Source organism: Marivivens donghaensis, assembly GCF_030410045.1.
GTDB lineage: Bacteria > Pseudomonadota > Alphaproteobacteria > Rhodobacterales > Rhodobacteraceae > Marivivens > Marivivens donghaensis.
Map to the genome: position 1 here is coordinate 242,453 of NZ_JAUFRA010000004.1, position 22,366 is coordinate 264,818.

At 57.6% G+C, this 22,366-nt stretch carries 24 protein-coding genes; 6 read left to right on the plus strand and 18 right to left on the minus strand.

Annotation, left to right across the window (positions count from 1 at the left end):
- Positions 1–39 precede the first annotated feature (39 nt).
- From QWY83_RS04635 to QWY83_RS04645, 3 genes are all read right to left on the minus strand, one after another.
- Positions 40–1,647 (minus strand): peptide chain release factor 3, encoded by a 1,608-nt coding sequence (locus tag QWY83_RS04635; RefSeq protein WP_249946389.1) that lies wholly within the window; start codon positions 1,645–1,647, stop codon positions 40–42.
- A gap of 47 nt (positions 1,648–1,694) precedes the next feature.
- Positions 1,695–2,879 (minus strand): globin-coupled sensor protein, encoded by a 1,185-nt coding sequence (locus QWY83_RS04640; protein WP_249946388.1) that lies wholly within the window; start codon positions 2,877–2,879, stop codon positions 1,695–1,697.
- A gap of 94 nt (positions 2,880–2,973) precedes the next feature.
- Positions 2,974–3,972, minus strand: coding sequence for a Hint domain-containing protein (locus tag QWY83_RS04645; RefSeq protein ID WP_249946387.1), 999 nt, complete (start codon positions 3,970–3,972; stop codon positions 2,974–2,976).
- 117 nt (positions 3,973–4,089) lie between these two features.
- On the opposite strand from QWY83_RS04645, the gene QWY83_RS04650 reads away from it, so the two are divergent.
- Complete coding sequence (locus QWY83_RS04650; RefSeq protein ID WP_249946386.1) at positions 4,090–4,869, plus strand: SDR family oxidoreductase; 780 nt, start codon at positions 4,090–4,092, stop codon at positions 4,867–4,869.
- A gap of 79 nt (positions 4,870–4,948) precedes the next feature.
- Entirely contained in the window at positions 4,949–6,031 is a 1,083-nt protein-coding gene (locus QWY83_RS04655; RefSeq protein WP_249946385.1) for an ABC transporter ATP-binding protein, read from the plus strand.
- Here QWY83_RS04655 and QWY83_RS04660 read toward each other — a convergent pair.
- On the minus strand, positions 6,021–6,683 hold the full coding sequence (locus QWY83_RS04660; protein WP_249946384.1) for a helix-turn-helix transcriptional regulator: 663 nt from the start codon (positions 6,681–6,683) through the stop codon (positions 6,021–6,023). The two genes, QWY83_RS04655 and QWY83_RS04660, sit on opposite strands and share 11 nt — an antisense overlap.
- 178 nt (positions 6,684–6,861) lie before the next feature.
- On the opposite strand from QWY83_RS04660, the gene QWY83_RS04665 reads away from it, so the two are divergent.
- The 4 genes from QWY83_RS04665 to QWY83_RS04680 are packed head-to-tail and all read left to right on the plus strand — an operon-like array spanning position 6,862 to position 9,220.
- A complete protein-coding gene (locus QWY83_RS04665) occupies positions 6,862–7,077 on the plus strand; it encodes a twin-arginine translocase TatA/TatE family subunit (protein ID WP_105235370.1) in 216 nt (71 codons plus the stop codon).
- 21 nt (positions 7,078–7,098) lie between these two features.
- Complete coding sequence (gene tatB, locus QWY83_RS04670) at positions 7,099–7,533, plus strand: Sec-independent protein translocase protein TatB (RefSeq protein WP_249946383.1); 435 nt, start codon at positions 7,099–7,101, stop codon at positions 7,531–7,533.
- Positions 7,530–8,384 carry a twin-arginine translocase subunit TatC gene (tatC, locus tag QWY83_RS04675; RefSeq protein ID WP_249946382.1) on the plus strand — a complete coding sequence of 285 codons (855 nt, stop codon included), beginning with the start codon at positions 7,530–7,532 and terminating at the stop codon, positions 8,382–8,384. Before tatB ends, tatC begins: the two co-directional genes overlap by 4 nt.
- On the plus strand, positions 8,381–9,220 hold the full coding sequence (locus QWY83_RS04680; protein WP_067549141.1) for an ATP-binding protein: 840 nt from the start codon (positions 8,381–8,383) through the stop codon (positions 9,218–9,220). The genes tatC and QWY83_RS04680 overlap by 4 nt, the downstream gene beginning before the upstream one ends.
- A gap of 54 nt (positions 9,221–9,274) precedes the next feature.
- On the opposite strand, the gene QWY83_RS04685 is transcribed toward QWY83_RS04680, so the two are convergent.
- The 14 genes from QWY83_RS04685 to QWY83_RS04750 all read right to left on the minus strand — a co-directional run bounded on the left by QWY83_RS04685 (position 9,275) and on the right by QWY83_RS04750 (position 22,316).
- Positions 9,275–10,471 carry a LysM peptidoglycan-binding domain-containing M23 family metallopeptidase gene (locus QWY83_RS04685; RefSeq protein WP_249946381.1) on the minus strand — a complete coding sequence of 399 codons (1,197 nt, stop codon included), beginning with the start codon at positions 10,469–10,471 and terminating at the stop codon, positions 9,275–9,277.
- A 46-nt stretch (positions 10,472–10,517) separates the two neighbouring features.
- Positions 10,518–11,156 (minus strand): protein-L-isoaspartate(D-aspartate) O-methyltransferase, encoded by a 639-nt coding sequence (locus tag QWY83_RS04690; RefSeq protein ID WP_197498145.1) that lies wholly within the window; start codon positions 11,154–11,156, stop codon positions 10,518–10,520.
- Positions 11,153–11,938, minus strand: a complete 786-nt coding sequence (gene surE, locus QWY83_RS04695) for a 5'/3'-nucleotidase SurE (RefSeq protein ID WP_249946380.1) — start codon at positions 11,936–11,938, stop codon at positions 11,153–11,155. The genes QWY83_RS04690 and surE overlap by 4 nt, the downstream gene beginning before the upstream one ends.
- A 66-nt stretch (positions 11,939–12,004) precedes the next feature.
- Entirely contained in the window at positions 12,005–12,658 is a 654-nt protein-coding gene (locus QWY83_RS04700; RefSeq protein WP_249946379.1) for an SDR family NAD(P)-dependent oxidoreductase, read from the minus strand.
- Positions 12,659–12,722: 64 nt separating this feature from the next.
- A complete protein-coding gene (locus QWY83_RS04705; protein WP_249946378.1) occupies positions 12,723–12,977 on the minus strand; it encodes a pilus assembly protein PilP in 255 nt (84 codons plus the stop codon).
- Between the two features lie 208 nt (positions 12,978–13,185).
- A complete protein-coding gene (gene purF / locus QWY83_RS04710) occupies positions 13,186–14,637 on the minus strand; it encodes an amidophosphoribosyltransferase (protein WP_249946377.1) in 1,452 nt (483 codons plus the stop codon).
- A gap of 112 nt (positions 14,638–14,749) precedes the next feature.
- A complete protein-coding gene (locus tag QWY83_RS04715; protein ID WP_249946376.1) occupies positions 14,750–15,301 on the minus strand; it encodes a CvpA family protein in 552 nt (183 codons plus the stop codon).
- Positions 15,302–15,309: 8 nt separating this feature from the next.
- Entirely contained in the window at positions 15,310–16,686 is a 1,377-nt protein-coding gene (gene radA, locus QWY83_RS04720) for a DNA repair protein RadA (protein ID WP_249946375.1), read from the minus strand.
- A 43-nt stretch (positions 16,687–16,729) separates the two neighbouring features.
- Positions 16,730–17,179 carry a paraquat-inducible protein A gene (locus QWY83_RS04725; RefSeq protein ID WP_249946374.1) on the minus strand — a complete coding sequence of 150 codons (450 nt, stop codon included), beginning with the start codon at positions 17,177–17,179 and terminating at the stop codon, positions 16,730–16,732.
- A gap of 39 nt (positions 17,180–17,218) precedes the next feature.
- On the minus strand, positions 17,219–17,920 hold the full coding sequence (locus QWY83_RS04730) for a DNA repair protein (protein ID WP_249946373.1): 702 nt from the start codon (positions 17,918–17,920) through the stop codon (positions 17,219–17,221).
- A gap of 308 nt (positions 17,921–18,228) precedes the next feature.
- The gene (locus tag QWY83_RS04735; RefSeq protein WP_105235358.1) at positions 18,229–18,975 is read right to left on the minus strand and encodes an ABC transporter ATP-binding protein; all 747 of its coding nucleotides are present in this window, start codon (positions 18,973–18,975) and stop codon (positions 18,229–18,231) included.
- Positions 18,972–19,748, minus strand: coding sequence for an MlaE family ABC transporter permease (locus QWY83_RS04740; protein ID WP_249946372.1), 777 nt, complete (start codon positions 19,746–19,748; stop codon positions 18,972–18,974). The genes QWY83_RS04735 and QWY83_RS04740 overlap by 4 nt, the downstream gene beginning before the upstream one ends.
- A complete protein-coding gene (gene alr, locus QWY83_RS04745) occupies positions 19,745–20,782 on the minus strand; it encodes an alanine racemase (RefSeq protein WP_249946371.1) in 1,038 nt (345 codons plus the stop codon). Before alr ends, QWY83_RS04740 begins: the two co-directional genes overlap by 4 nt.
- 43 nt (positions 20,783–20,825) lie before the next feature.
- Positions 20,826–22,316, minus strand: a complete 1,491-nt coding sequence (locus tag QWY83_RS04750; RefSeq protein WP_105235355.1) for a replicative DNA helicase — start codon at positions 22,314–22,316, stop codon at positions 20,826–20,828.
- Between the last annotated feature and the right edge of the window lie 50 nt (positions 22,317–22,366).

Here is a 22,366-nt window from a genome sequence, read left to right on the forward strand (position 1 = left end):
GAAAACCGCCTTCAGGTCAATCGGAGCGGCATTTGCCCCTTAAACCATCATTTCCTTGGTCGCGGTCAGTTTGACATCGGGGTAATCGCGCTCCACGCGGTCGATGTCCCACTGCAAGCGGGTCAGGAACACAACATCGCCGTCGTTGTCGTGGCTGATGTGCTGTTTGTTGGCTGCGATGAATTTATCGACCGCGGCTTTATCCCCTTGAACCCAACGGGCAGAGGTGAACTGCGACGGTTCAAAGCGCACGGGCAGGCCGTATTCAAGCTCGATCCGGCTAGCGAGCACTTCGAACTGAAGCTGGCCGACAACGCCGACGATAAAGCCAGAGCCGAACGCGGGTTTGAACACCTTTGCAGCGCCTTCTTCGGCGAACTGCATGAGAGCTTTCTCAAGGTGTTTGGCCTTCATCGGGTCGCCCGCGCGGCAGTTCTGCAAAAGCTCTGGCGCGAAAGACGGGATGCCCGTGACCTTGAGGTTTTCGCCTTCGGTCAGGGTGTCGCCGATGCGCAATTGCCCGTGGTTCGGAATACCGATGATATCGCCAGCCCAAGCCTCTTCGGCCAGTTCGCGGTCCGAGGCGAGGAACAGAACAGGGTTCGAAATCGCCATCGGCTTTTTAGAACGAACATGTGTCAGCTTCATGCCGCGATGGAAGTGCCCCGAGGCCAAACGCACAAAGGCCACGCGGTCACGGTGTTTCGGGTCCATGTTCGCCTGAACCTTGAACACAAAGCCAGCGACCTTGTTTTCCTCGGGCATAACCTGACGCGGGTCAGCGGACTGTGGCTGCGGTTCAGGACCGTATTTGCCGATGCCGTCCATCAGTTCTTTGACGCCGAAAGAGTTGATCGCAGAGCCGAACCAGATCGGGGTCATGTGGCCCTCAAGGACCGCCTGATGGTTCAATTCGGGCAGCAATTCGCGTGCCATTTCGATCTCTTCGAGGAATTTCTCCAGAAGATGCGCGGGGATATGTTCCTTCAGCGCGGGATCGGCGAGGCCTTTAATCTCGATGCTCTCAGCGACGCGGTTACGGTCCGCACGATCCATCAGTTCAAGACGGTCGTTCAACAGGTCGTAGCAGCCCATGAATTCTTTACCCATCCCAATGGGCCAAGACGCAGGCGTCACGTCGATCGCTAGGTTTTCCTGAATTTCGTCGATAATGTCGAACACATCGCGGCTTTCGCGGTCCATCTTGTTACAGAAGGTGAGGATTGGAAGGTCGCGTAGGCGGCAGACTTCGAACAGCTTTTGGGTTTGGCTTTCCACACCCTTTGCACCGTCGATCACCATCACGGCGGCATCCACAGCCGTCAGCGTGCGGTAGGTATCTTCGGAGAAGTCCGAGTGGCCAGGGGTGTCAACGAGGTTAAACCGAAAGTTCTTAAAGTCGAACGACATTGCAGATGCGGATACGGAAATCCCGCGATCCTTTTCCATCTGCATAAAGTCGGACCGTGTGCGTCGCGCTTCGCCCTTTGCGCGGACCTGACCAGCCATCTGGATCGCACCACCGAACAACAGGAACTTTTCGGTAAGAGTGGTCTTACCGGCGTCAGGGTGCGAAATGATCGCGAACGTGCGGCGACGTGCGATTTCAGCGGGCAGGGCGGGGCGATTTGAAGCGGTATCGAGCATGCTCGTGCCTATACGGTGACGGGCATGCCCTGACAAGTTAATCTGCGTCAGTTGGTGTCGAGACTTTCCATGCGGCGCAGGTAATCGTCGGCAGTGGTGCGCAATGTGTGCGCCTGTTCCGCCACGTGTTCGGACCCGATACGCGACTGAGCGACGGTCGACATGATGACGTTGCCCAGAACTTCACCCTGAACGCGGAGTGCGTCTTGAACCGACACCGAGGCTGTGTTCACCTGCGAAACCTGTTCAGAGATCGCGCCAACGCTTTTCACCGCGGAGTTCGTTTCGATCCGCACGGCCTCGATCAGGTTATTGATGTCTTCGGTTACTTTGGTGGTCTGAGCCGCAAGATTCTTCACCTCGCCCGCAACCACGTTAAACCCGCGGCCAACAGCGCCAGCGCGCGCGGCTTCGATAGAGGCGTTCAAAGCCAAGAGGTTGCTCTGGTTCGCGATGTCATTGATCATCTGAACCGCCTTGGAGATGTTTTCAACCTTCTGGGACAGACGTTCCACCTGATCGGTCGCAGTTTGGGCGTATTGCGCGGCGGTGGTCGATAACATCGTTGCCTTTTCCATCTCACCACGAATGTCGCTCGCGGAATTGGACAGATCTGCTGCCGACATCGAGGCTTGTTTCACACTGGCCGAGGTCTGCTCTGCCGCGCCCGCGAGGGTTTCAACGATCTTGCCTAACGAGTCTGAGAAATCGCGGCTCATCTCGTGTTTGAGAGAGGCTGAACGTTCCGCCGACGTCGTCAGGTAGCTGCTCAGTGACAAATCCATGTCAAACGTCACAGCACGGCTGATCGCATCGACCAAGGCGTTGTTGCGCTTGCGGAAAAATCCACGGTGCCCAGCGTGTTCAATCAGGCCAACCCGCATGTGTGTGTAGCCCGCAATTTGAAGTGAGGGCGCAAGATTGATGCGAGTATGAACCGCTGCGATTTGCTTTACAGATGCGAGGTATTCTTCGCCAAAGTCCGCGTTCGCAATGAACGTCCAGTGTTTAATGAAGTTTGCACCAACACGTTCAAGACGCTTTTTTTCGCTGAGCATCGCGCCGAATGGCTGCAGATCATCAATGAATTTCAAGAGGCTATCCAAGGCAAGCGGAATGGCCTTTTGAATGGTGTGGCGGTTTTGACGAATGAGGCCCAAACGAGCGTCGTTCAAGCCATGGTTCAAAAGCCGTTTGCGCATTTCGGCAATGTCGAGCGAGCTCGTTTCCAACGGTGACGTCCTCGGTGCAATATACATACTTGACCGTGGGAACGGCGTTTGCTCGAGAAAATGTAGGATTTTATTCAAATAAATTGAATTTTCATCAGCTACTCGACGCCTTGCGCAAAACCTCAGCTGCATTTTGCGAAGGCAGCAAGGTTTCGGTCACTTCGAAATCGTGGTGGTGGCGATAGGTGTGACGCTGCGCGTCGACCGTTGCCGGAATAGCGGATCGGGTGCGCGGGTCGATGAGAAGGGATTCCGCAGCGATCCCTTCGGCATAGATGATTTGGTGTTCGTCAAAGAGAACTTGGAAGTAATCCACATAACCACCGTCCTGTTGGTACACGGTGTCGCCGTTGATCAGGTGGCGAACCCGCACCAAGACCTCGGCACGACCAGCGCCCAGATGATCCTCGCGCTGGTAGATGAACACGCGGTGATCGGGCGACAACATCAGATCATTTTCGTTGTGCAGCGTGCCCTTGCGGATGACGACAGGTGCAAATTCGCCCACAGCGCGGAGCGTCGTTTGACCAATCCAGCGCACAGATTGCGCACCATCATCGCGGGTTAGGACGCGGTCGCCGACCCTCAGGTCCTCGATCTTGCGCTGCTCGCCAGAGGCCAGCGTAATATGGGTGCCGCGGGCGAACGACACGCAGGCCATTTCGGCAAAACGGCTTAGTGCGGCATCGCGATCAACGCCGACGAGACGGAAATCCTTGCGAGCGGGCATTGGGGCGAGAGGGAGGATATAGACCTCTTCGACGCCGCCATCTTCGACTTCGACCAGAACGATGACCTCGCAAGTGGTGCTGTCGGACATCATAAACGTCAGGCAGGAATCGAGGTAGATCGCATTGCCCGCCGTTCCGATTGCGGATTGCATCGCGACAGTCAGCGCGCCAGTGTCAGGGTCCATCGCCACTGACAAGGGTAAACGCTGCGCTGTTTCAGTGATCTGATAGATATCATCCATCAGCAGTTCGTCGGCAAAACTGATCGGGTCCCCTTCGGCAACGCCATTGGTCACAACAAAATCACGGCTCCGATGAACGGGCAGGGTTTGGGACGTGTGCGCGTTTTCCAAATGAGACATAAACCAACCTTAAAACTCGTGATGCTATTGAAACGGGTAACTAGTGAATAATCTATATATTCGTCAACGGATGGGAAACATAAAGCAACCCAACATGCGTATCAGGGAGATTGAAACGTGGATCTAGGGATATCTGGTAAACGAGCATTGGTCTGTGGCGCGTCCAAAGGTTTGGGGCGCGGCTGTGCAGAGGCCTTGGCCGAAGCAGGGGTGAATCTGCTGATCAACGCGCGGAACGCTGAGACGCTCGAGCAGACGGCTGCCGAAATTCGTGCGAAATATGGCGTGTCGGTAGACACAGTTGCTTGTGACGTCACCACGCCAGAGGGCCAAAAGCGGGTGATTGATGCGGCGCAAGGTGTCGATATCCTTGTCACCAATGCGGGTGGCCCGCCTCCGGGGATGTGGACGGATTGGAACCGCGACGATTTCATCAAGGCGCTGGATGCAAACATGCTGACGCCCGTTGCACTGATGACCGCACTGATGCCTGCGATGATCGCTAAGGGTTGGGGCCGCGTGGTGAACATCACCTCTCAGTCGGTTAAGGCGCCGATCCCGCAATTGGGATTGTCGAACTCCGCTCGGGCGGGGCTGACGGGGTTTGTAGCTGGGACATCGCGTCAAGTCGCGCCTTATGGGGTGACGATTAACAATATGCTGCCTGGTTTGCATGACACGGATCGCGCGCTTTCGCTCGATACTGGGGTGTCCAATGCCGAAGGGATAAGCATTGCTGATGCACGGGCAAAACGCGAGGCCACGATACCAGCGCAGCGCTATGGCACGACGACCGAATTCGGGGCGATGTGTGCGTTCCTTTGTTCGGACAAGGCGGGCTTTATCGTGGGGCAGAATATCATGCTCGACGGCGGTGCGGCGAATATGACCATGTGATCCATAGACTTGCCCAAGGCGGGCGAGGTTGATAGGACGGGCCTATACCCGATTGAAGCTGTCGGAAATAGGAACCATCGTGCCGAACCCACCCCGCCTTGAAATCCGCAACATACGTCGTTCGTTCGACGGACTGCCTGTTGTGGACGACGTATCGCTCTCGGTGATGCCGGGACAGGTGACGTGTCTCTTGGGCCCGTCAGGTTGCGGGAAATCGACGACGCTGCGGATCATCGCGGGCGTCGATATGCAGGACAGCGGTGAGATTTATGTCGACGGCCAATTGGTGTGCGACACAGTCTATCGTGTCCCGCCTGAGGGCCGTTCCATCGGTTTGATGTTTCAGGACTTCGCTCTGTTCCCGCACCTCAGCGTCGCGGGCAATGTTGCCTTTGGCCTCATTGGGGACAAGCAGGATCAACGCAGACGGGTTGAGGAGTTGCTCGATAAGGTCGACATGCTCCGCCATATCGACAGCTACCCGCACGAACTGTCGGGTGGGGAACAGCAACGTGTCGCACTGGCGCGGGCCTTAGCGCCGCGGCCTCGGATCATGCTGATGGATGAACCGTTTTCGGGCCTCGATAACCGCCTGCGCGACGGCATCCGCGATCAGACGCTTGAGGTGCTCAAGGACGAAGGCGCGGCAGTTTTGCTGGTGACGCACGAACCCGCTGAAGCCATGCGCATGGCGGATGAGATCGCGCTCATGCGCCGTGGTAAGATCGTTCAGCAGGGTGCGCCCTATAACGTTTATAACGCCCCCGTTGATAAGTCTGCTGCCGCATTTTTCAGCGATATCAATGTGATACATGGAAAAGTTCAAGGGGCGTTGGTTGAAACGGCCTTTGGTCAGTTCTTTGCGCCGGGGCAGCCTGATGGCACCGATGTGGATATCGTTATTCGACCCCAACACCTGCGGATCGACTTTGACCGCGATGGCCGTGGCCCGAACCCGACCGTTGCTGATGGTGCGCCAGCGCGGGGTATCGTGATCCGTTCACGGTTCATGGGAGCGGAGAGCCTCGTTGAGTTCAAGATGGATTTCGACGGCTCCGTGCTGAAGGCGCAGGTGCCGAATGTGTTCCTGCCGAAACCTGGAACTGCGCTGTGGCTGATGATGCGGCGCGATCGCTGTTTCGTTTACCCCGTTAAGAAATAGTTCGCGCCGTCCTATAATCGGCCAGCGTCTTCCCTGCTTCGTTCACAAAGAGCGACGGGAGTTTGCGTAGCGCGGTGATCTCTTCAATCGGCAGATCGTCAAACCCACGGATCGTTTCGCACCACACAGTGCAGGTCCAAACCCGCCCCCAATAATCGAGCCGCAGGGGCCGCACCGTGCGATCCTGACCGTTGAGTGTCACTAGTAGTTTCTGCCGCGCACGGATCGCTTGCCGTAGGGCGGGCAGGTGAACGACGCCCTGCGTGCGCCCTGTGAAGGGATAAATGGCAAGCCCATCCGTTGTCGTATGATCCACGTCCTCGGGCAGGGCAGCGTCGAGTTTGTCGGCTAAGGTCTGCGCGGCCTCAGTCAAGTCAGCCTCACCCGATTGGGCGACCGCCATAAGGCCGAGGTGCAGCGCCTCAAGCTCTGCCATTGAGAGGTTCATGGCGGGCAGTGTGATCGGCGCGGTGACCCGATAACCCGTTCCGCGAGACCCAACCATAGGCACGCCAGAGGCCATCAACGTCTCCATGTCGCGGTAAACCGTGCGCACGGTGACGCCCGTTTTCTCAGCAATATCAACGGCACGGTGCACATCACCGTCCCGCAAAATCCGTATCAACTGCCGCAATCTATCCGTTCGTTTCATACGTCTTTGTCGCAGCAGAATTCACTACTGACAAGTTTTTGTCACAAATTTCGACAAACTTTTGAGAAACCTCGCGCCAAAAGCGATTTCGCGCTTTTCACCGCTTGGGAAACTGGCAACAGTCGGGGTCACAGAATTTTCGGGCGGCAGAGGCCGACCCGCACATAGGGAGACTATCATGCTCAACAATATCGGCCCGATGGGCCTCATCCTGATTGCAGTTGTTGTTCTGGTCATGTTTGGCCGCGGCAAAATCTCGGGCATCATGGGCGAAGTGGGCAAAGGCATCACCTCGTTCAAAAAGGGCATCAGCGAAGGCGAAAAAGAGCTGGAAGCTGCAAAAGCTGAAGCTGCAAAAGACGTCACCCCCGAGTCTGACAAAGACAAAGCCTAATCAACGCGAAGGAACGCCGCTATGTTTGGCATGGGCTGGAGCGAGATGGTCCTCATCGGCATCGTCGCGCTGATTGTGGTTGGACCGCAGGAATTACCGGGATTGTTTCGCAGCGTCGGGCAATACGTCGGTAAAGCCAAAGGGATGGCCCGCGAATTCAGCCGCGCGATGGATCAGGCGGCGGATCAGTCGGGGATGAAGGACATCAACAAGACCCTGAAGGCCGCGTCGAACCCGACGCAGTTCGGCAAGGATGCGATCAAATCGACCTTGGATACCTCTTCGCTCACACCTGAGCGGGCAGAGACCAAGGAAAAGATGGACGCAGCTATGGCGGAGGCCGCCGAAGAGCGCAAAGCCCGCGAGGCAGCTGCCGCAGAGGCCGCTCTCGACGAGGCCGAAGCAGACTTGGCCGCGCTGCGTGACCCAAGCCCCAAGACCGAGGCACAAGAATGAGCAACGCAGACGAAATCGAAGATACCTCTGCCCCGTTGATAGAACACCTGACAGAACTGCGGTCGCGGCTGATCAAATCGCTCGGCGCTTTCGTCGTTGCGATGGTCATCTGCTTTACCGTTTGGAACCCGATTTTCGATTTCCTGACGCAGCCGCTCTGTGATGCTCTGGCGGAAAACGGTCAGCAGGATTGTGGTCTGGTGATGATCGCCCTCCAAGAGGGTTTCTTTGTCGCGGTCTCGATCTCAATGCTTGGCGGCTTGGTCCTGTCGTTCCCCGTGATCAGCTACCAGCTGTGGCGGTTCGTGGCACCTGGTCTCTATAAATCGGAAAAGAACGCATTCTTGCCGTTCCTTTTGGCCTCGCCGATCATGTTCATCCTCGGTGCTGCCTTTGCGTTCTACGTTATCACGCCGATGGCCTTCACGTTCTTCTTGAACTTCCAACAGGCAGGGGCGACCGCTGGGACTGAGGCAACATCGGCTGGTATCAACTACCTCGGTTCGGCGCAGTCCTATCTGTCGCTGACGATGAAGTTCATCATCGCCTTTGGCCTCTGTTTCCAGTTGCCCGTTTTGCTGACCCTTATGGGCAAGGCGGGGTTGGTCTCGGCTGAAGGTCTGCGGTCGGTTCGCAAATATGCGGTGGTCGGCATTCTGATCCTCGCTGCGATCGCGACACCGCCCGACGTGGTAAGCCAGATCATCCTCTTCTCGGTCGTCTATGGTCTGTATGAAGTTTCGATCCAATTGGTTGCCCGCGTTGAAAAGGCCCGTATCGAACGCCTCAAAGCCGAAGGTCTGTATTTCGAGGACGATGAGGACGAGGCCGACGACGAGGGCAAGGCATGAATGACGCGACCTTAACGCGTATCGCAGAGGCGCTAGAGCGGATCGCTCCAGCGCCTTTGGCCGCTCCCGACTTTGCCGCTGCACAAGGGTTCGTTTGGCACACCAGCCCAGATCGGCTCGAACCAGTGACCAAGGTGTCGCGGGTTGATGTTTCGCTCCTCGTTGGGGTGAACAGATCGCGTGACACGTTGATGGCTAATACCGAACAGTTTGCCCGTGGGATGCCCGCAAACAACGCCCTTTTGTGGGGTGCGCGGGGCATGGGGAAATCCAGTCTGGTTAAGGCCGTACATGGCAAGCTGGGGGAAACCTATCCCGACCTCAAACTGATCGAGATCCAGCGCGAGGACCTTCCGTCGATCACGCGGTGCCTGAACTTGCTACGTGGCCGTCCCGAACGCTTTGTGCTGTTCTGTGACGACCTATCGTTCAGCAATGATGACGCGCATTACAAATCGCTTAAGGCGGTGTTGGATGGCGGGATTGAGGGGCGTCCCGACAACGTGGTCCTCTATGCTACGTCGAACCGTCGCCACCTTATGCCGCGCGATATGATCGAAAACGAACGCTCCACCGCGATCAACCCTGCGGAAGCGGTCGAAGAGAAAGTTTCGCTCTCGGATCGATTTGGTCTGTGGCTCGGGTTCCATCCGTGTTCGCAGGACGACTACCTAAATATGATCCGTGGATATTGCGCGTCTTATGGCGTTGAGATCGACGAAGAGACGCTCTGGGCCGAAGCCATCGAATGGCAAGCGACCCGAGGGAGCCGGTCTGGCCGCGTAGCGTGGCAGTATTTCACGGACCTTGCTGGGCGCAAGGGCGTGACACTTTGACGAAAACGGGCGGGGAATTCCCCGCCCGTTTTGTATTCTGATGTTGTGACCTGACTAGGGCAGGTAATCTTCGGGGTTTGCCGATTTCATCCCCGACAGGCGCACCTCAAAGTGGACGACCGCAGGGTTCGTAGCCTTAACCACACCGATTTTCTGGCCCTGACGGACGCTTGCGCCCTCAGCCACGGTCAAACCGTCGAGGTTGGTGTAAACGGTCAACAGATCGGTCGCGTGACGGATCACCACAATCGCAACACCGTTGGTATCACGGGTGATGGCGGCCACGGTGCCAGCGGCAGCAGCGACCACTTCGTCGCCCGCGCTCGCTGCGATGTCGATGCCTTCGTTGCTGCCAGCTGAGTAGGCACGCACGATATTACCGCGCACTGGGTAGATCAGCGGAGCATTCGGGTTCGCTGCTGGCGCTGGTGTGCCGAGGTCTGGCGCAGCCACAGGGGCCACAGTTGCAGTCGCTGCGGGTGTTGTTGTCTCGGTCGGGAGCGGCGTTGCAGCCGACGGCGGAACTGGCGTCTGTGTGCCTTCGCCCGGTGCGCTTTCTGGTTCCGTGATGAGCGTCACGCCGCTTTGTGGGATCAAGAGCGACTGACCTTCGCGAACCGAGAGGTCAGAGCCTAGACCGTTCCATTCGGCCAAGGTCCGCACGGGCAGGTTATAGAGACGTGCGATAGAGTAGGCGGTCTCATTCGGGCGCACGGTGTGGCGCAGCGGTTCAACGCCGTCCATGATGGTTGCGGTTTGAGGCGCGGCAGCGGCTGGCGCGGTCGAGGTGGCTTGCGGACCTGCGCGGTCAATCGCGGCGGCGGCAAGAGTTGTCACATCAACCTCGGTCGGCTGGATCGGACCAGAAACAACAGCGCCGGTGGCAGCCGACGGTTCAGCCACGCGGTTCGGCAGGAGCAGAACAGCACCTTGGTTCAATGAGGTATCAACGCTGAGCGCGTTGGCACGTGCCAGCTCTGCCGCGTTGATGTCCAGACGTTGGGCCACGGTTGTGACGGTATCGCCGCGAATTGCCACGACAACCTGATAGTTCGGGTACGAAATCACACCGCGATTATCGGGCTCTGGACGCGGCGGCAGGTTGCGTGCGGCATTCGTGGTATCGAGCGTGTTGCCGCCCAAGTCCCGCATGTCCAAATCGAAATTCTCAAAGGTGTCTGCGCAGCCCGCCAATAGCGTCAGGGCGGCACCTGTGAACAGCGCAGCGCGCAGGGAATTTGCCTTGATCATCACTCGATCCTCGTCTCTCTCGCTCTGTTGATCAGAGCTGTTTAGGTCAGTCGCCCAACCCCTCTACCAGAGGGACAAAGCGGACAGGGCGCAATTCGTCGTAGTCAAATCCGTCCTCAGTGCGGGTGACACGGATCAGGCTCTGAACCGCATCGGATTGCCCCACTGGCAATACCATAATACCGCCAACACGCAATTGCGCCAAGAGCGGACCGGGCGGGTCTTCGGCGGCTGCGGTCACGAGAATGCGATCAAACGGGGCCTGATCGGGCAAACCAAAGCTGCCATCCCCCACAAAAGGGATCACATTTGTCAGGTCGAGCCGTTCAAAAATCGCCTTCGCGTCCGTCACAAGGCGACGATAACGGTCGATGGTATAGACGCGGCGGGCGAGGTGGCTGAGGATCGCGGCTTGATACCCAGAGCCTGTGCCGACCTCTAAAACCTTATCGCGGTTGGTGACATTGAGCGCCTGCGTCATGATGCCAACAACCGACGGCTGGCTGATCGTTTGACCCGACGCGATCGGCAGCGGCATGTCCTCATAGGCGCGGTCAGCAAAGATGCCTTTGACGAACATCGCACGGTCGACCCGTTCCATCGCCGTGAGCACACGTGCGTCCGTCACGCCCTTTGATCGTAGGGCGTAGAGGAACTGCATCTTGGCTTCGGCGTCAAAGGTCACTCTAGCGCATCCCGCAGTTGGGCGAGGGTCGCGTGATCTGTGAGGTCCGCGCGCATCGGCGTCACGCTGATGTAGCCATCAAGGTTCAGGGTCACGTCCGTGTCGGGCAGGGTGCGAACCCGTTGATCGCCCCCTTTGACCCAAAGGAACTTGCGGCCCGAAGGCGATTGATGCGGCTCGACGGTAAAGGTGGTGCCACGGCGGAAGCCCTGTGCGCCAACCCTGATCCCTTGAACGTCGGCAGCGGCGACGGGAGGGAAGTTCACGTTGTAGAACAGGCGATAATCTTCTTCACCCCAGAGACCGTTTTTCAGCAAACGCCGCACAACGTCGGCAGCGTGCTGGGCTGCGGCCTCGAACGGTTGATCGAGGTCGGCATTAGCAGGGCCAAAGAACTGCGACATTGCGATGGCAGGGACCCCCTGAAGTGAGGCCTCAATCGTGGCGCCGATGGTGCCCGAATACATGACGTTTTCGCCGGCGTTGTTGCCACGGTTCACACCAGAGAGCACGAGATCAGGTTTGTTGTCTGCCATAACGTCGTAGAGCCCCGCCAGAACACAGTCCGCAGGCGATCCTTCGGCGGCGAAACGGCGATCACCGAGTTGCGCAATCATCGTCGGGTGCGTGTAGCTGATGCAATGCCCCACGCCAGACTGTTCAAAGGCGGGCGCGACGGTCCAGACCTCACCATCGGGGCCAGCAACCTCTTGTGCGATTGCGTGGAGCACCTTTAGGCCCGGTGCGTTGATCCCGTCATCGTTGGTAATAAGAATGCGCATGCTCACCTCTTTTGCTGACTTTCCTAAGCAGTTGAAGGCAAAGCGGCAAGCATTGTCAGACCTGTTTTACGATAGGATTTCTGGCAGGAGACGCGCGGCCTCTTCGCGGATGTCGGTCAGGGGCGCGCGGTCTTCACCCGGGAAGAAGCGTGCGCGGACGGCTGTCGGCATCGGGCGCGGGGTCAAAATCTTGACCATCGGGCCGATTTTCGCGGTTTCAGTCTGCCAGCTGCGCGCCATTGCGATCTGTGCGGCCTTGGATGCGCCATAGGCGCCAAAGAATGCCTCGCCGGCGCGCGGGTCATCAAAGAACACTGCGCGGCCCGTCGTGCCCAAAAGAGGCGCCACATAGCTGATCAAGCGCTGGGTTGCTTTGACGTTGGTGAGGAATGCCTTGTCGTAGTCTTTTTCCGGCATGTCGGGCGCAGGTGACAGAGGCGGGGAGAAGATCGCGGAATGGACCCAGAGGTCCAGTTTGCCCCAGCGATCATAGACCGAACGACAGAGCTGCTGCATCGCGGCCTCAACTGTGATGTCCATCGGTGCAAGCGACGCTTCACCACCCTTGGCCTGAATGCGATCATCCAGTTCCTCAAGTGCGCCAGTGGTTTTACCCACGGCGATAATGTGGTGCGTTTCGGCAAGCTGTTCGGCCAAGGCAGAGCCAAGTCCGCGCGAAGCGCCGGTGATCAAAGCGGTGGGGCGTGTATCTTGCGTCATAGGCTCCATTTCGCACCTTGTTGCGTTTGGTGCAAGTGGGCTGTGATGCGGCGCTTTGGTCGAGTCAGTTCATCATCTGCAGGACAAGCTGCCCGTCCATTCCGGTGAGGATCACCGACTGTTCATCAATCGCAGTAATGCGGCCCGACAGCGTCGTGTCGCCCACCGAAACAAGGCGGACATAGCCGATCCCGTTTCGCAGGATCGCTTGGGTGCCATCAGGTTTCACAATCGTGCCAATGAGTGCCATTTGATCGAGTGGCAGCACATCGACGACCGTTGCCGCCTGCGCGACAACGTTGTTGGTCATGCTCGTCATTTTCGGTCCATTACCCGTGAGTGGTAGGACCGAGGTGGCATGTGGAAAACAGTAAAAAAACCCCTCCTTGCACGGAAGGATAGGAGCCATAGGCGGGGAACTGCCAGTTCCTTGATTTCGATATATTCAAAAGAAATAAGGGCCGCCACATTGGGCGACCCTGAACTTGCACGACCGTGCAAGGTGATTTCCGAACGGTTAAGTCAGCTTAGGACTTCAGTTCGAATCCCTTGGCGATCATATCGGTCGGTTTGATCGGATATTCGCCCGAGAAACACGCGTCGCAGAACTGCGGGCAGGCGTTGTTGCGGCCCTCTACGTGACCCGCTGCGCGGTAAAGACCGTCGAGCGAGATAAACCGCAGACTGTCGACACCGAGGTGGTCACGCATTTCGTCTTCGGTCATGGTCGCCGCGATCAGTTTTTCACGCTGCGGGGTGTCCACACCGTAGAAGCACGGCCAGGCGGTGGGCGGGGAAGCGATGCGGAAGTGCACCTCTGCCGCGCCAGCATCGAGGAGCATATCCTTGATCTTGCGGGTCGTGGTGCCGCGCACAACCGAGTCGTCCACAAGGATGATCCGTTTGCCAGCAATCAGCGCACGGTTCACGTTCAGTTTGAGACGCACACCCATGTTACGGATCGCATCGGTGGGCTCAATAAAGGTGCGGCCCATGTATTGGTTACGGATGATGCCCATGCCGTAGGGAATGCCGCTTTCGTGGCTGAAACCAATCGCGGCAGGGGTGCCCGAATCTGGCACTGGGCAAACGAGGTCTGCATCTACAGGTGCTTCACGGGCAAGTTCGACACCGATCTGGCGGCGGGTCTCATAGACCGAACGACCGGAGAGGATCGAGTCAGGACGTGAGAAGTACACCTGTTCAAAGATACAGAAGCGCGGTTCTTGACGACGGAAGGGAAAGTGGCTCTGCACGCCGTCTTTTGCCGAAATGACGACCATCTCACCCGGTTCGATTTCACGGACGAATTCGGCGCCGATGATGTCGAGCGCACAGGTTTCAGACGACAGCGCCCAGCCATCACCGATTTTGCCCAAGACCAGCGGACGCACGCCCAGCGGGTCACGAACGCCCATCAGTTTGGTGCGGGTCATTGCGACGACTGAAAACGCGCCTTCAGCTTTGCGAAGCGCTTCTTCCATGCGGTCAGGAATGTTGCGGCCCATCGAACGCGCCATCAGGTGGATGATGCATTCTGAGTCCGACGACGATTGGAAGATCGCACCGCGATCAATCAAGTCGCGGCGAAGTGCTGCCGCGTTGGTCAGGTTGCCGTTGTGCGCAATCGCAGCACCGCCCATCGAGAATTCGCCAAAGAACGGCTGAACGTCGCGGATCGCGGTCTGACCTTTGTTGCCAGCGGTCGAATAACGGACGTGACCGATACCGATATTGCCTGGCAGCGTCTGAAGCAGCTCTGCGCTGGTAAAGTTATCGCGGACATAGCCCATACGACGTGCAGAGTTAAAACCGTGCTCTGCATCGTGCACCACGATCCCGCCAGCCTCTTGGCCGCGGTGTTGCAGGGCGTGGAGGCCAAGGGCGACAAAGTTGGCCGCATCGGCAACGCCGACAACGCCGAAAATCCCGCACTCCTCCTTTAGCTTGTCATCGTCAAAGGGGTGGGCGAGGGGCATCGTTCTGGACACGAGTGTTTGCTCCGAATCCGATATGGGAAGGGTTCGCCCCCTGATAAGCGTTCAGGGGGCCAGTGTCACGAAACTATCATACACTTTATGCGACGATAATTTATTCGCAGGTTCCGAGAAGGTCGTTGTAGTGGCTGGTCAGCCAACCCAAGGCTGCTTCGGGGTCTTGATCTTCGATCTGACCCGTCAGGTTGTTAAAGATTTTGGCCGAACGGCTGTCATCCACAATCGCCATGCCCTGCGAGGCAAGGATCGTGTTGTACAGAAAGAACGCGACTGCAATCAGGATGATCCCGCGGACCACGCCAAAGAGGAACCCGCCCGCCTGATCAAACGCGTCCAAAGCGGTGTTGCGCACCAGCGACGACAAGAGCGGCGTGAAGATCGAGAAAATCGCCAGAGCGATCGCAAAAACGACGGCAAATCCGACGATGAGTTGCAATTCACAGCTGCTATCGATCAGGCCGCCGATCACCGGAAGGTTGCCGACAAAGACACCAGCGGGCGAGGCAAAGTTGAAAGCAACAATCGCAGCGGCAATCCAGCCGAGGATCGACAGCGCTTCGCGGACGATGCCACGGCTATAGGCCAAGAGGGCCGAAACTACGATGACGATGGCAACAATGCCGTCGATAATGGTGAAACCGTCCATTTTGTCCCCTATACCGTCCCGTCTCGCGGGCCGAAAATGTCGTTCACGAAGCCAGCGAGGTCCTGCATCTGTTTCAGGTCCATCTCTGGTGCCGCTGCTCTTTTGGATAGGTGCGGCAGAATTGCCGACGTGAAACCAAGTTTTTGCGCTTCTTTCAACCGATTTTCGGCCTGAACCACCTGTCTGATGCTACCAGAGAGGCTAATCTCGCCAAAGATGACACAGTCTGACGGCAGCGCGGCATCTTCTCGGGCTGAAATGAGGGCTGCCGCGACCGCGAGATCGGCGGCTGGTTCTGTGATCCGCATTCCGCCCGCGACGTTCAGATAGACATCGAGCCCCGCAAAAGCGATCCCGCACCGCGATTCCAATACCGCGAGGATCATGCCCAAACGTCCCCCATCCCAGCCGACGACCGACCGACGGGGTTGCGGTGTGGGCGAGGGCGCAACGAGCGCTTGGATCTCGCAGAGCATGGGGCGCGACCCCTCAACGCCCGCGAAAACAACCGACCCAGGGGTAGGTTTGCCACGCTCGGAGAGGAACAAAGCGCTGGGGTTCTTCACCTCAACCAGTCCTTTTCCGGTCATTTCGAAAACGCCAATCTCGGACGCGGGACCGAAGCGGTTTTTCACAGCCCGCAAGATACGGAACTGATGGCCGCGCTCGCCTTCGAAATAGAGGACCGTATCGACCATATGTTCGACAACACGCGGACCCGCGAGAGCACCTTCCTTGGTGACGTGCCCCACGAGGATCGTCGCGATCCCGCTCTTTTTCGAGAAGGTCACAATTTCATGCGCCGAGGCCCGCACCTGACTGACCGACCCCGGTGCGCTGTCGACGGTATCGGCCCACATGGTTTGGATCGAGTCGATGATCACCAGATCGGGCTGTTCGGCCTCAAGCGTGGTGAGGATATCGCGCAGGTTTGTCTCGGACGCGAGTTTGACAGGGCTTTTCTCTAGTCCCAAACGCCGTGCGCGCATCTGGACCTGAGCGGCAGATTCCTCGCCCGAGATATATACGACCTTTAAGCCATTACGGGCAAAACGTGCGGCGGCTTGAAGGAGCAGAGTCGATTTCCCGATCCCCGGATCACCGCCAACCAAAATCGCCGATGCCTTAACCAAACCGCCCCCAAGCACACGGTCCAACTCTGCCACGCCTGCCTCAGTGCGGGGCGGTTCGGCCTCTTGGGCGGCAAGATCGGTGAGGGCAATGGTTTGACCACGACGGCCAGAGAGGCTCTTGCTCCCGTGGCTGGTGGCCAGTGGTTTCTGTTCGCTGATCGTGTTCCACGCACCGCATGCGTCACAACGGCCAGACCATTTTGTGGAACTCGCGCCGCAATCGGAACAGATGAAGTTGGGTTCTTTTGCCATGCTCGCCTTGTCCCTTATTCGACCCGTCACAGCAACGGAAAAGTCAGTCTTTGTGCGGGGCGAGGGCGATCAAAACTGAGGCGATCACACAGCCCGAAAACAGATAGAGCCCCCAAGCGGTTTCCAATCGCCCGACGCCCACGCCTTTGACGATCACCACGTAAAGCGCCAGCAGAAAAACGTCTGCCATGGCCAGTTTGCCGAGCCACATCAGGACAGGTTTGACGCGGGAGTCGAGCAAACCGAAGTGCACCAGCGCCATTCCAATGGTTTTTAGATATGGGGCGAAAATGGCGAGGACGGTCACTAATAGCGCCAGATAGACATCTGTTTCCCAGAGGCTTTGTAGACCCGACACGACCGAGATTTCATGCGTTCCAAACAGCGGCAAAAGGCCAGCCCGCATCAAAGGCGCAAACCACGCCAGCGGGAATAGAACCAACAGGCACAGGTTGGCGAATTTGATGAGAAAACTGGAGCGAAAAACTGTCATATCCGATGAAGTGGCCAGAGCGCCCCAATTTGGCAAGCGTTATTCTGCCGCGGGCTTGGCCGTTATTGGGACGACATTGGTTTCAGGTTCTTCAATTTCTTCCTGCTCGAACCCATAACCGAGGGTCGGCAGCACGGCCTGAAGTTTATCGTCGAGACGGGCCAACTGGTTGGCAATCACACTCTCTTCGGTATCGAGTTGCTGTGCCCATTTTTCGATTTCCTGACAGGTGTGCAGGGCCTCGATGATCTGGCGTTGTTGTCGTTCAACTTCTTCCTGACGCTGGCGCAGGAAGGTCCGTGCATGGGCGACTTTTTCGTCGGAATAGATATCAGCCAGACCTCTGGACCTCTCGCTCATTTGTGCGGCGACAGTCAAAATATCGCTCTCCAGATCAGAAAGGTCAGGGTGGTCGCGCATGAATTGGATACGTTCGCGCACGGCATCAAATTCTGACGACAGGGTAAATACGCCCTCACGGTCGGCGGAATGGCAGCGGTGATAGGCGCGTGCAACGTCGTCCATATTGATCCGAAAATTCCGGTGCGACTTCTCCAGCGCCATGATGCGGCCATTGGCGGGGGCAAAGAACATCATCGAAAAGAAGAACATCGTGACGGCCAGCTGGATATACATGCCAGCGTTTTCGACCTGAATATCGCCGAACGCCACGGACGCGCTGAGCCAAGGCGCAAGGTCGAAAGCGCACATCACTGTGTAGCCGACCACGAAAGCGGACATTAGAACCAAAAACAGAAATGAAAACGCATGAAATGTGCGGACAAATAAGCCCGACGCAGCCGTAAAATTCATAACTCGGCTTCCCCAAAAACCTCGTTGCTCTATACCTTAAAGGATAGGTTAATTCACCCATGTGGGCGAAGGATTTTGTCGAGAAATGGGCAAAATCGATTGGATTGCTGGATAATCACGTTATGGTTGCGTGATTGTTTCCGTTTCTCGCATAGTTTGCAGCATAGCCGCGAAACACTATTCAATTCAGCGAGAAGCTGTTTCCAAACAGACCGATCATCTGGCGTCCGATTCGATCAGCGCAGGGTTTCGATGGGACCTGTCGCGCGACCGTGGATGAACTGATCGACATAAGGATCGTTGCTGTGATCAAGATCGGCAATCGGACCTTCCCAGCGGATTTTACCCCGATGTAGCATCGCGACCCGATCCGAAATTGCCCGAACGCTGGTCATGTCGTGGGTGATGGTGATCGCTGTCGCGCCCATCTCGACGACAATTTCGCGGATCAAATCATTGATTACGCCCGACATAATCGGATCGAGGCCCGTGGTTGGTTCGTCGAAAAAGATGATCTCTGGCGAGGCAGCAATCGCCCGCGCAAGGCTGACCCGTTTTTGCATCCCGCCCGATAGTTCCGCAGGCAAGCGATCCGCAACATCAGGGCCGAGCCCCACGCGGCGAAGTTTTTCGATGGCAATCTCGCGGGCCTCGGACTTGGGGCGTTTCAACGCGCCGCGCATCAGGCGGAAAGCAACGTTTTGCCAGACGGGGAGGCTGTCGAACAACGCGCCGCCCTGAAACAACATCCCGAACCGTGCGAGAAATGCATCACGCGGTTGGCGGGTGACATCGACGCCGTCGACTTCGATCATGCCGCTGTCTGGTGTCACAAGGCCAAGAACGGATTTGATCAGGACGGACTTCCCCGTGCCCGATCCGCCGATGACGACCATCGATTGACCCTTGGGCACGTGCAGATCAACGCCACGCAGGACGTCGTTGCTGCCAAAAGATTTATGAACGTCAGTGAGCCGGATCATGCGGAAAAGAAGGCCTGTGTGAGAAGGAAGTTCGCAGCGAGGATCAAAATCGCCGCCGCAACAACAGAGGTTTTCGTGGCGCTGCCCACGCCTTGGGCGCCGCGACCAGAGTTCATACCGTAGTAGCAGCCCATCAAAGCGGCAATGAAACCGAACACGCCACCTTTGATCAAGGATGAGAAAATGTCCATGAATTCAAGGAAGTCGGCGGTGTTCTTGATATATGTCGAGGCGTTGAACCCCAGCGTTTCGGTGGCGACCAGATAGCCCCCAAGAATGCCGATAGTATCGCCGATCCCCACCAGAACAGGCATGACGAGTGTCGCAGCCAGAACGCGCGGCAGGGTCAAATACTTCATCGGGTTCGTCGAGAGCGTAACCAGCGCGTCGATCTGTTCGGTCACCCGCATTGTTGCGATTTCAGCGGCAACGGACGATGTGACCCGCGCGGCGATCATCAGACCAACCAACACCGGACCCAATTCGCGGACCATCCCGATGGCAACGATCTGGGGCACGACGGCTTCGGCGCTGAACCGTGCTCCACCTGCGTAAATCTGGAGCGCGAGGGCGCCGCCTGTGAATAGGGCGGTCAGGCCCACAACGGGAAGGGAATAGAACCCGATCTGGATCAGGGCCGTAGCCAATTCACGCGGATAGAACGGTGGCCGTACGAGGTGGCTGATCGTTTCCCCCGCGAACAAAGCCAGCCGACCGACAAAGGCCAAAGCCCCTAGAACAGCACGACCGAGGGCGGCAATCGGATTTTTCACGATAGATAGGTCCGCTTGTAACGGCCCCCCAGCGAGGTCAAGATTTCATACCCGATGGTGCCCGCAATATCGGCAAGGTCATCGACGGTCTGTTGCGGGCACAGGAGGCTAAGCGCCTCTGGTGTCTCATCAAGGTCCGTGACATCGACGGTGATCAGGTCCATCGACACGCGCCCGACGATGGGACACGGGATCGAACCCGCCCATAGCTTTGTGTTCTTATTCGACAGCGACCGCAGGATGCCATCAGCATAACCACCTGACACAGTTGCGATTTTGCTGTCACGGGCGGCTTGCCAAGAATTGCCGTAACCGACGACTTCGCCTTCGGTCAGGTCGCGGATCTGGATAACAGGCAGGTCGAGTTTGACCACGGGGGACGCATCGGTGAACGGTAGGCCGCCATACATCCCGATCCCTGGGCGCGTGACGTCAAAATGATAGTCCTTGCCCAGCAGAATACCGCCCGTAGCCGAGAGTGAGCGCGGCACATTCACGCCGTCCGTCATCTTGCGGAAGGTTTCCAGCTGGTAGGCGTTCATTGGGTGATCTGGTTCATCGGCGCAGGCCAGATGGCTCATGATCAGGGCAGGGGATTGCGCCATCACGATAGATGCTACGGCAGACCATTCCGACCACTCCATCCCCAGACGGTTCATGCCCGTGTCGAGCTGGACGCCAAAGGCCTTACCTGGGAGAGATTCAAACTGGCGTGTCAATTGGTCGAGCGAGTTGATCATCGGGATCAGATCAAGCTGAAGGATCGCGTCGGTGTCGCCGGCCATATGCCCGCCGAACACGTGGATCAGCGCATCGAGGCCAACGGCCTGACGGACCTTTGCGCCTTCTTCGACAGAGGCGACAAAGAACCGATTTGCACCTGCAGCCTTGAGCGCGGCGGCAACGCGGTCGGACGAAAGCCCGTAGCCGTCTGCTTTGACGACTGCGCCCGCTTCGGCGTCAGACATCGCTGCCAAGGCACGCCAGTTCGAAACCAGCGCATTCAGATCAATATGTAGAAAACCAGTAGCCATGGGCGTCTTGTGCTGCGCCGTTGCCCGCAGGGCAAGGGAAAAATCAGTAACCGTCCTCTGCGCCTTGCTGCCAAGGTTTGACGAGGTTGCCAAAGCGGGTGAAGCGACCTTCGAACGACAGGTCAACGGTACCAATCGGACCGTGACGCTGTTTGCCGATGATGACCTCGGCTTTGCCGTGCAGACGGTTCATCCGATCCTGCCATTCGGCAAAGTTCGGGCTATCCTCGGACGGTTTTTCACGTTCGACGTAATATTCTTCGCGGAATACGAACATAACAACGTCGGCGTCCTGCTCGATCGACCCCGATTCACGAAGGTCGGACAGCTGTGGGCGTTTATCGTCGCGGCTCTCGACGGTACGGCTGAGCTGGGACAGGGCGACCACGGGGATTTGCAGTTCTTTCGCAATCGCCTTGAGGCCCATCGAAATCTCACCGATTTCTTGAACGCGGTTGTCGCCACGACCTGTGCCGCGCAGAAGCTGAAGGTAGTCGACGATCAGAACGTCGAGGCCATGCTGGCGTTTCAGGCGACGCGCCCGCGCAGCGACCTGTGAAATCGGCAGAGCAGGGGTGTCGTCGATGAACAGTGGGCAGCTTTCCAGCGCTTTTGCAGCCTCAACAAATCGACGAAATTCCTGTTCGGTCATGTCACCGCGACGGATTTGTTCGGATGGAACCTCGGACGCCTCGGACAAAATACGCGCAGCGAGCTGTTCTGCACTCATCTCGAGACTAAAGAAACCCACAACTCCGCCTTCAATCGCGCCCTCTGACCCGTCAGGTTTGCGACCTTTTTTGTAGGCCTTTGCGATGTTGAACGCGACGTTGGTCGCGAGCGAGGTTTTACCCATCGACGGACGACCCGCGAGGATCAAAAGGTCGGATGGGTGCAGACCGCCGAGTTTTTTGTCCAGATCAATCAGACCCGTCGAAATGCCCGACAGACCACCATCACGCTGATAAGCTGCGTTCGCGGTGTTCAGGGCTTCGGTCACGGCCTTTACGAAAGAGGTAAAGCCGCCCTCGGAGTTGCCCTTTTCCGCCAAGGAATAGAGCGCCTGTTCTGCCATCACGATTTGTTCGTTGGCCTCTGTGCCGACTTCAACCTTCGTCGCGCGGTCCGCGATGTCTTTGCCGACCTTGATCAACTCGCGGCGCACGGCGAGGTCATGGATCAACTGCGCATAGTCCCGTGCCGCAAAGGCCGAGATCGCAGAGCCCGCAAGTTTGACGAGGTAGGCAGGGCCGCCCAGTTCCTGCAGACCAGCATCGTCCTTGAGGTAGGTTTTCAGCGTAACAGGCGAGGCGAGCGCGTTCATCGAAATCCGCGCTTTTGCGGTTTCGAAGATGCGGCGGTGCACTGGATCGTAGAAGTGATCTTCGGTGATCACGGCTGCGATTTTGTCAAAGATTTCGTTGTTCGTCAGGATCGCGCCGAGAAGCTGTTGCTCAGCCTCAATCGAATGCGGGATTGGGTCTTCTGCTGCCGCTTCGACCCCTGTTGCGTTGAATGCTGTAAGTTCGTTCATTTTTATTGCACCCAAACTGCCCTGAAACCTGGTCCAAGTGTGATAGCCAA

Excerpts from the sequence above, each read along its gene's own strand:
- QWY83_RS04730 (WP_249946373.1), bottom strand. The coding sequence starts at position 17,920 with ATGTCCGCTTTCGTGGTCGGCTACACAGTGATGTGCGCTTTCGACCTT.
- alr (WP_249946371.1), bottom strand. The coding sequence starts at position 20,782 with ATGGCTACTGGTTTTCTACATATTGATCTGAATGCGCTGGTTTCGAAC.
- QWY83_RS04750 (WP_105235355.1), bottom strand. The coding sequence starts at position 22,316 with ATGAACGAACTTACAGCATTCAACGCAACAGGGGTCGAAGCGGCAGCA.
- QWY83_RS04735 (WP_105235358.1), bottom strand. The coding sequence starts at position 18,975 with ATGATCCGGCTCACTGACGTTCATAAATCTTTTGGCAGCAACGACGTC.
- purF (WP_249946377.1), bottom strand. The coding sequence starts at position 14,637 with ATGCCCCTCGCCCACCCCTTTGACGATGACAAGCTAAAGGAGGAGTGC.
- surE (WP_249946380.1), bottom strand. The coding sequence starts at position 11,938 with ATGCGCATTCTTATTACCAACGATGACGGGATCAACGCACCGGGCCTA.
- QWY83_RS04645 (WP_249946387.1), bottom strand. The coding sequence starts at position 3,972 with ATGTCTCATTTGGAAAACGCGCACACGTCCCAAACCCTGCCCGTTCAT.
- QWY83_RS04680 (WP_067549141.1), top strand. The coding sequence starts at position 8,381 with ATGAATGACGCGACCTTAACGCGTATCGCAGAGGCGCTAGAGCGGATC.
- QWY83_RS04660 (WP_249946384.1), bottom strand. The coding sequence starts at position 6,683 with ATGAAACGAACGGATAGATTGCGGCAGTTGATACGGATTTTGCGGGAC.
- QWY83_RS04705 (WP_249946378.1), bottom strand. The coding sequence starts at position 12,977 with ATGACGAGCATGACCAACAACGTTGTCGCGCAGGCGGCAACGGTCGTC.
- tatC (WP_249946382.1), top strand. The coding sequence starts at position 7,530 with ATGAGCAACGCAGACGAAATCGAAGATACCTCTGCCCCGTTGATAGAA.
- QWY83_RS04715 (WP_249946376.1), bottom strand. The coding sequence starts at position 15,301 with ATGGACGGTTTCACCATTATCGACGGCATTGTTGCCATCGTCATCGTA.
- radA (WP_249946375.1), bottom strand. The coding sequence starts at position 16,686 with ATGGCAAAAGAACCCAACTTCATCTGTTCCGATTGCGGCGCGAGTTCC.
- tatB (WP_249946383.1), top strand. The coding sequence starts at position 7,099 with ATGTTTGGCATGGGCTGGAGCGAGATGGTCCTCATCGGCATCGTCGCG.
- QWY83_RS04685 (WP_249946381.1), bottom strand. The coding sequence starts at position 10,471 with ATGATCAAGGCAAATTCCCTGCGCGCTGCGCTGTTCACAGGTGCCGCC.
- QWY83_RS04635 (WP_249946389.1), bottom strand. The coding sequence starts at position 1,647 with ATGCTCGATACCGCTTCAAATCGCCCCGCCCTGCCCGCTGAAATCGCA.
- QWY83_RS04725 (WP_249946374.1), bottom strand. The coding sequence starts at position 17,179 with ATGACAGTTTTTCGCTCCAGTTTTCTCATCAAATTCGCCAACCTGTGC.
- QWY83_RS04665 (WP_105235370.1), top strand. The coding sequence starts at position 6,862 with ATGCTCAACAATATCGGCCCGATGGGCCTCATCCTGATTGCAGTTGTT.
- QWY83_RS04700 (WP_249946379.1), bottom strand. The coding sequence starts at position 12,658 with ATGACGCAAGATACACGCCCCACCGCTTTGATCACCGGCGCTTCGCGC.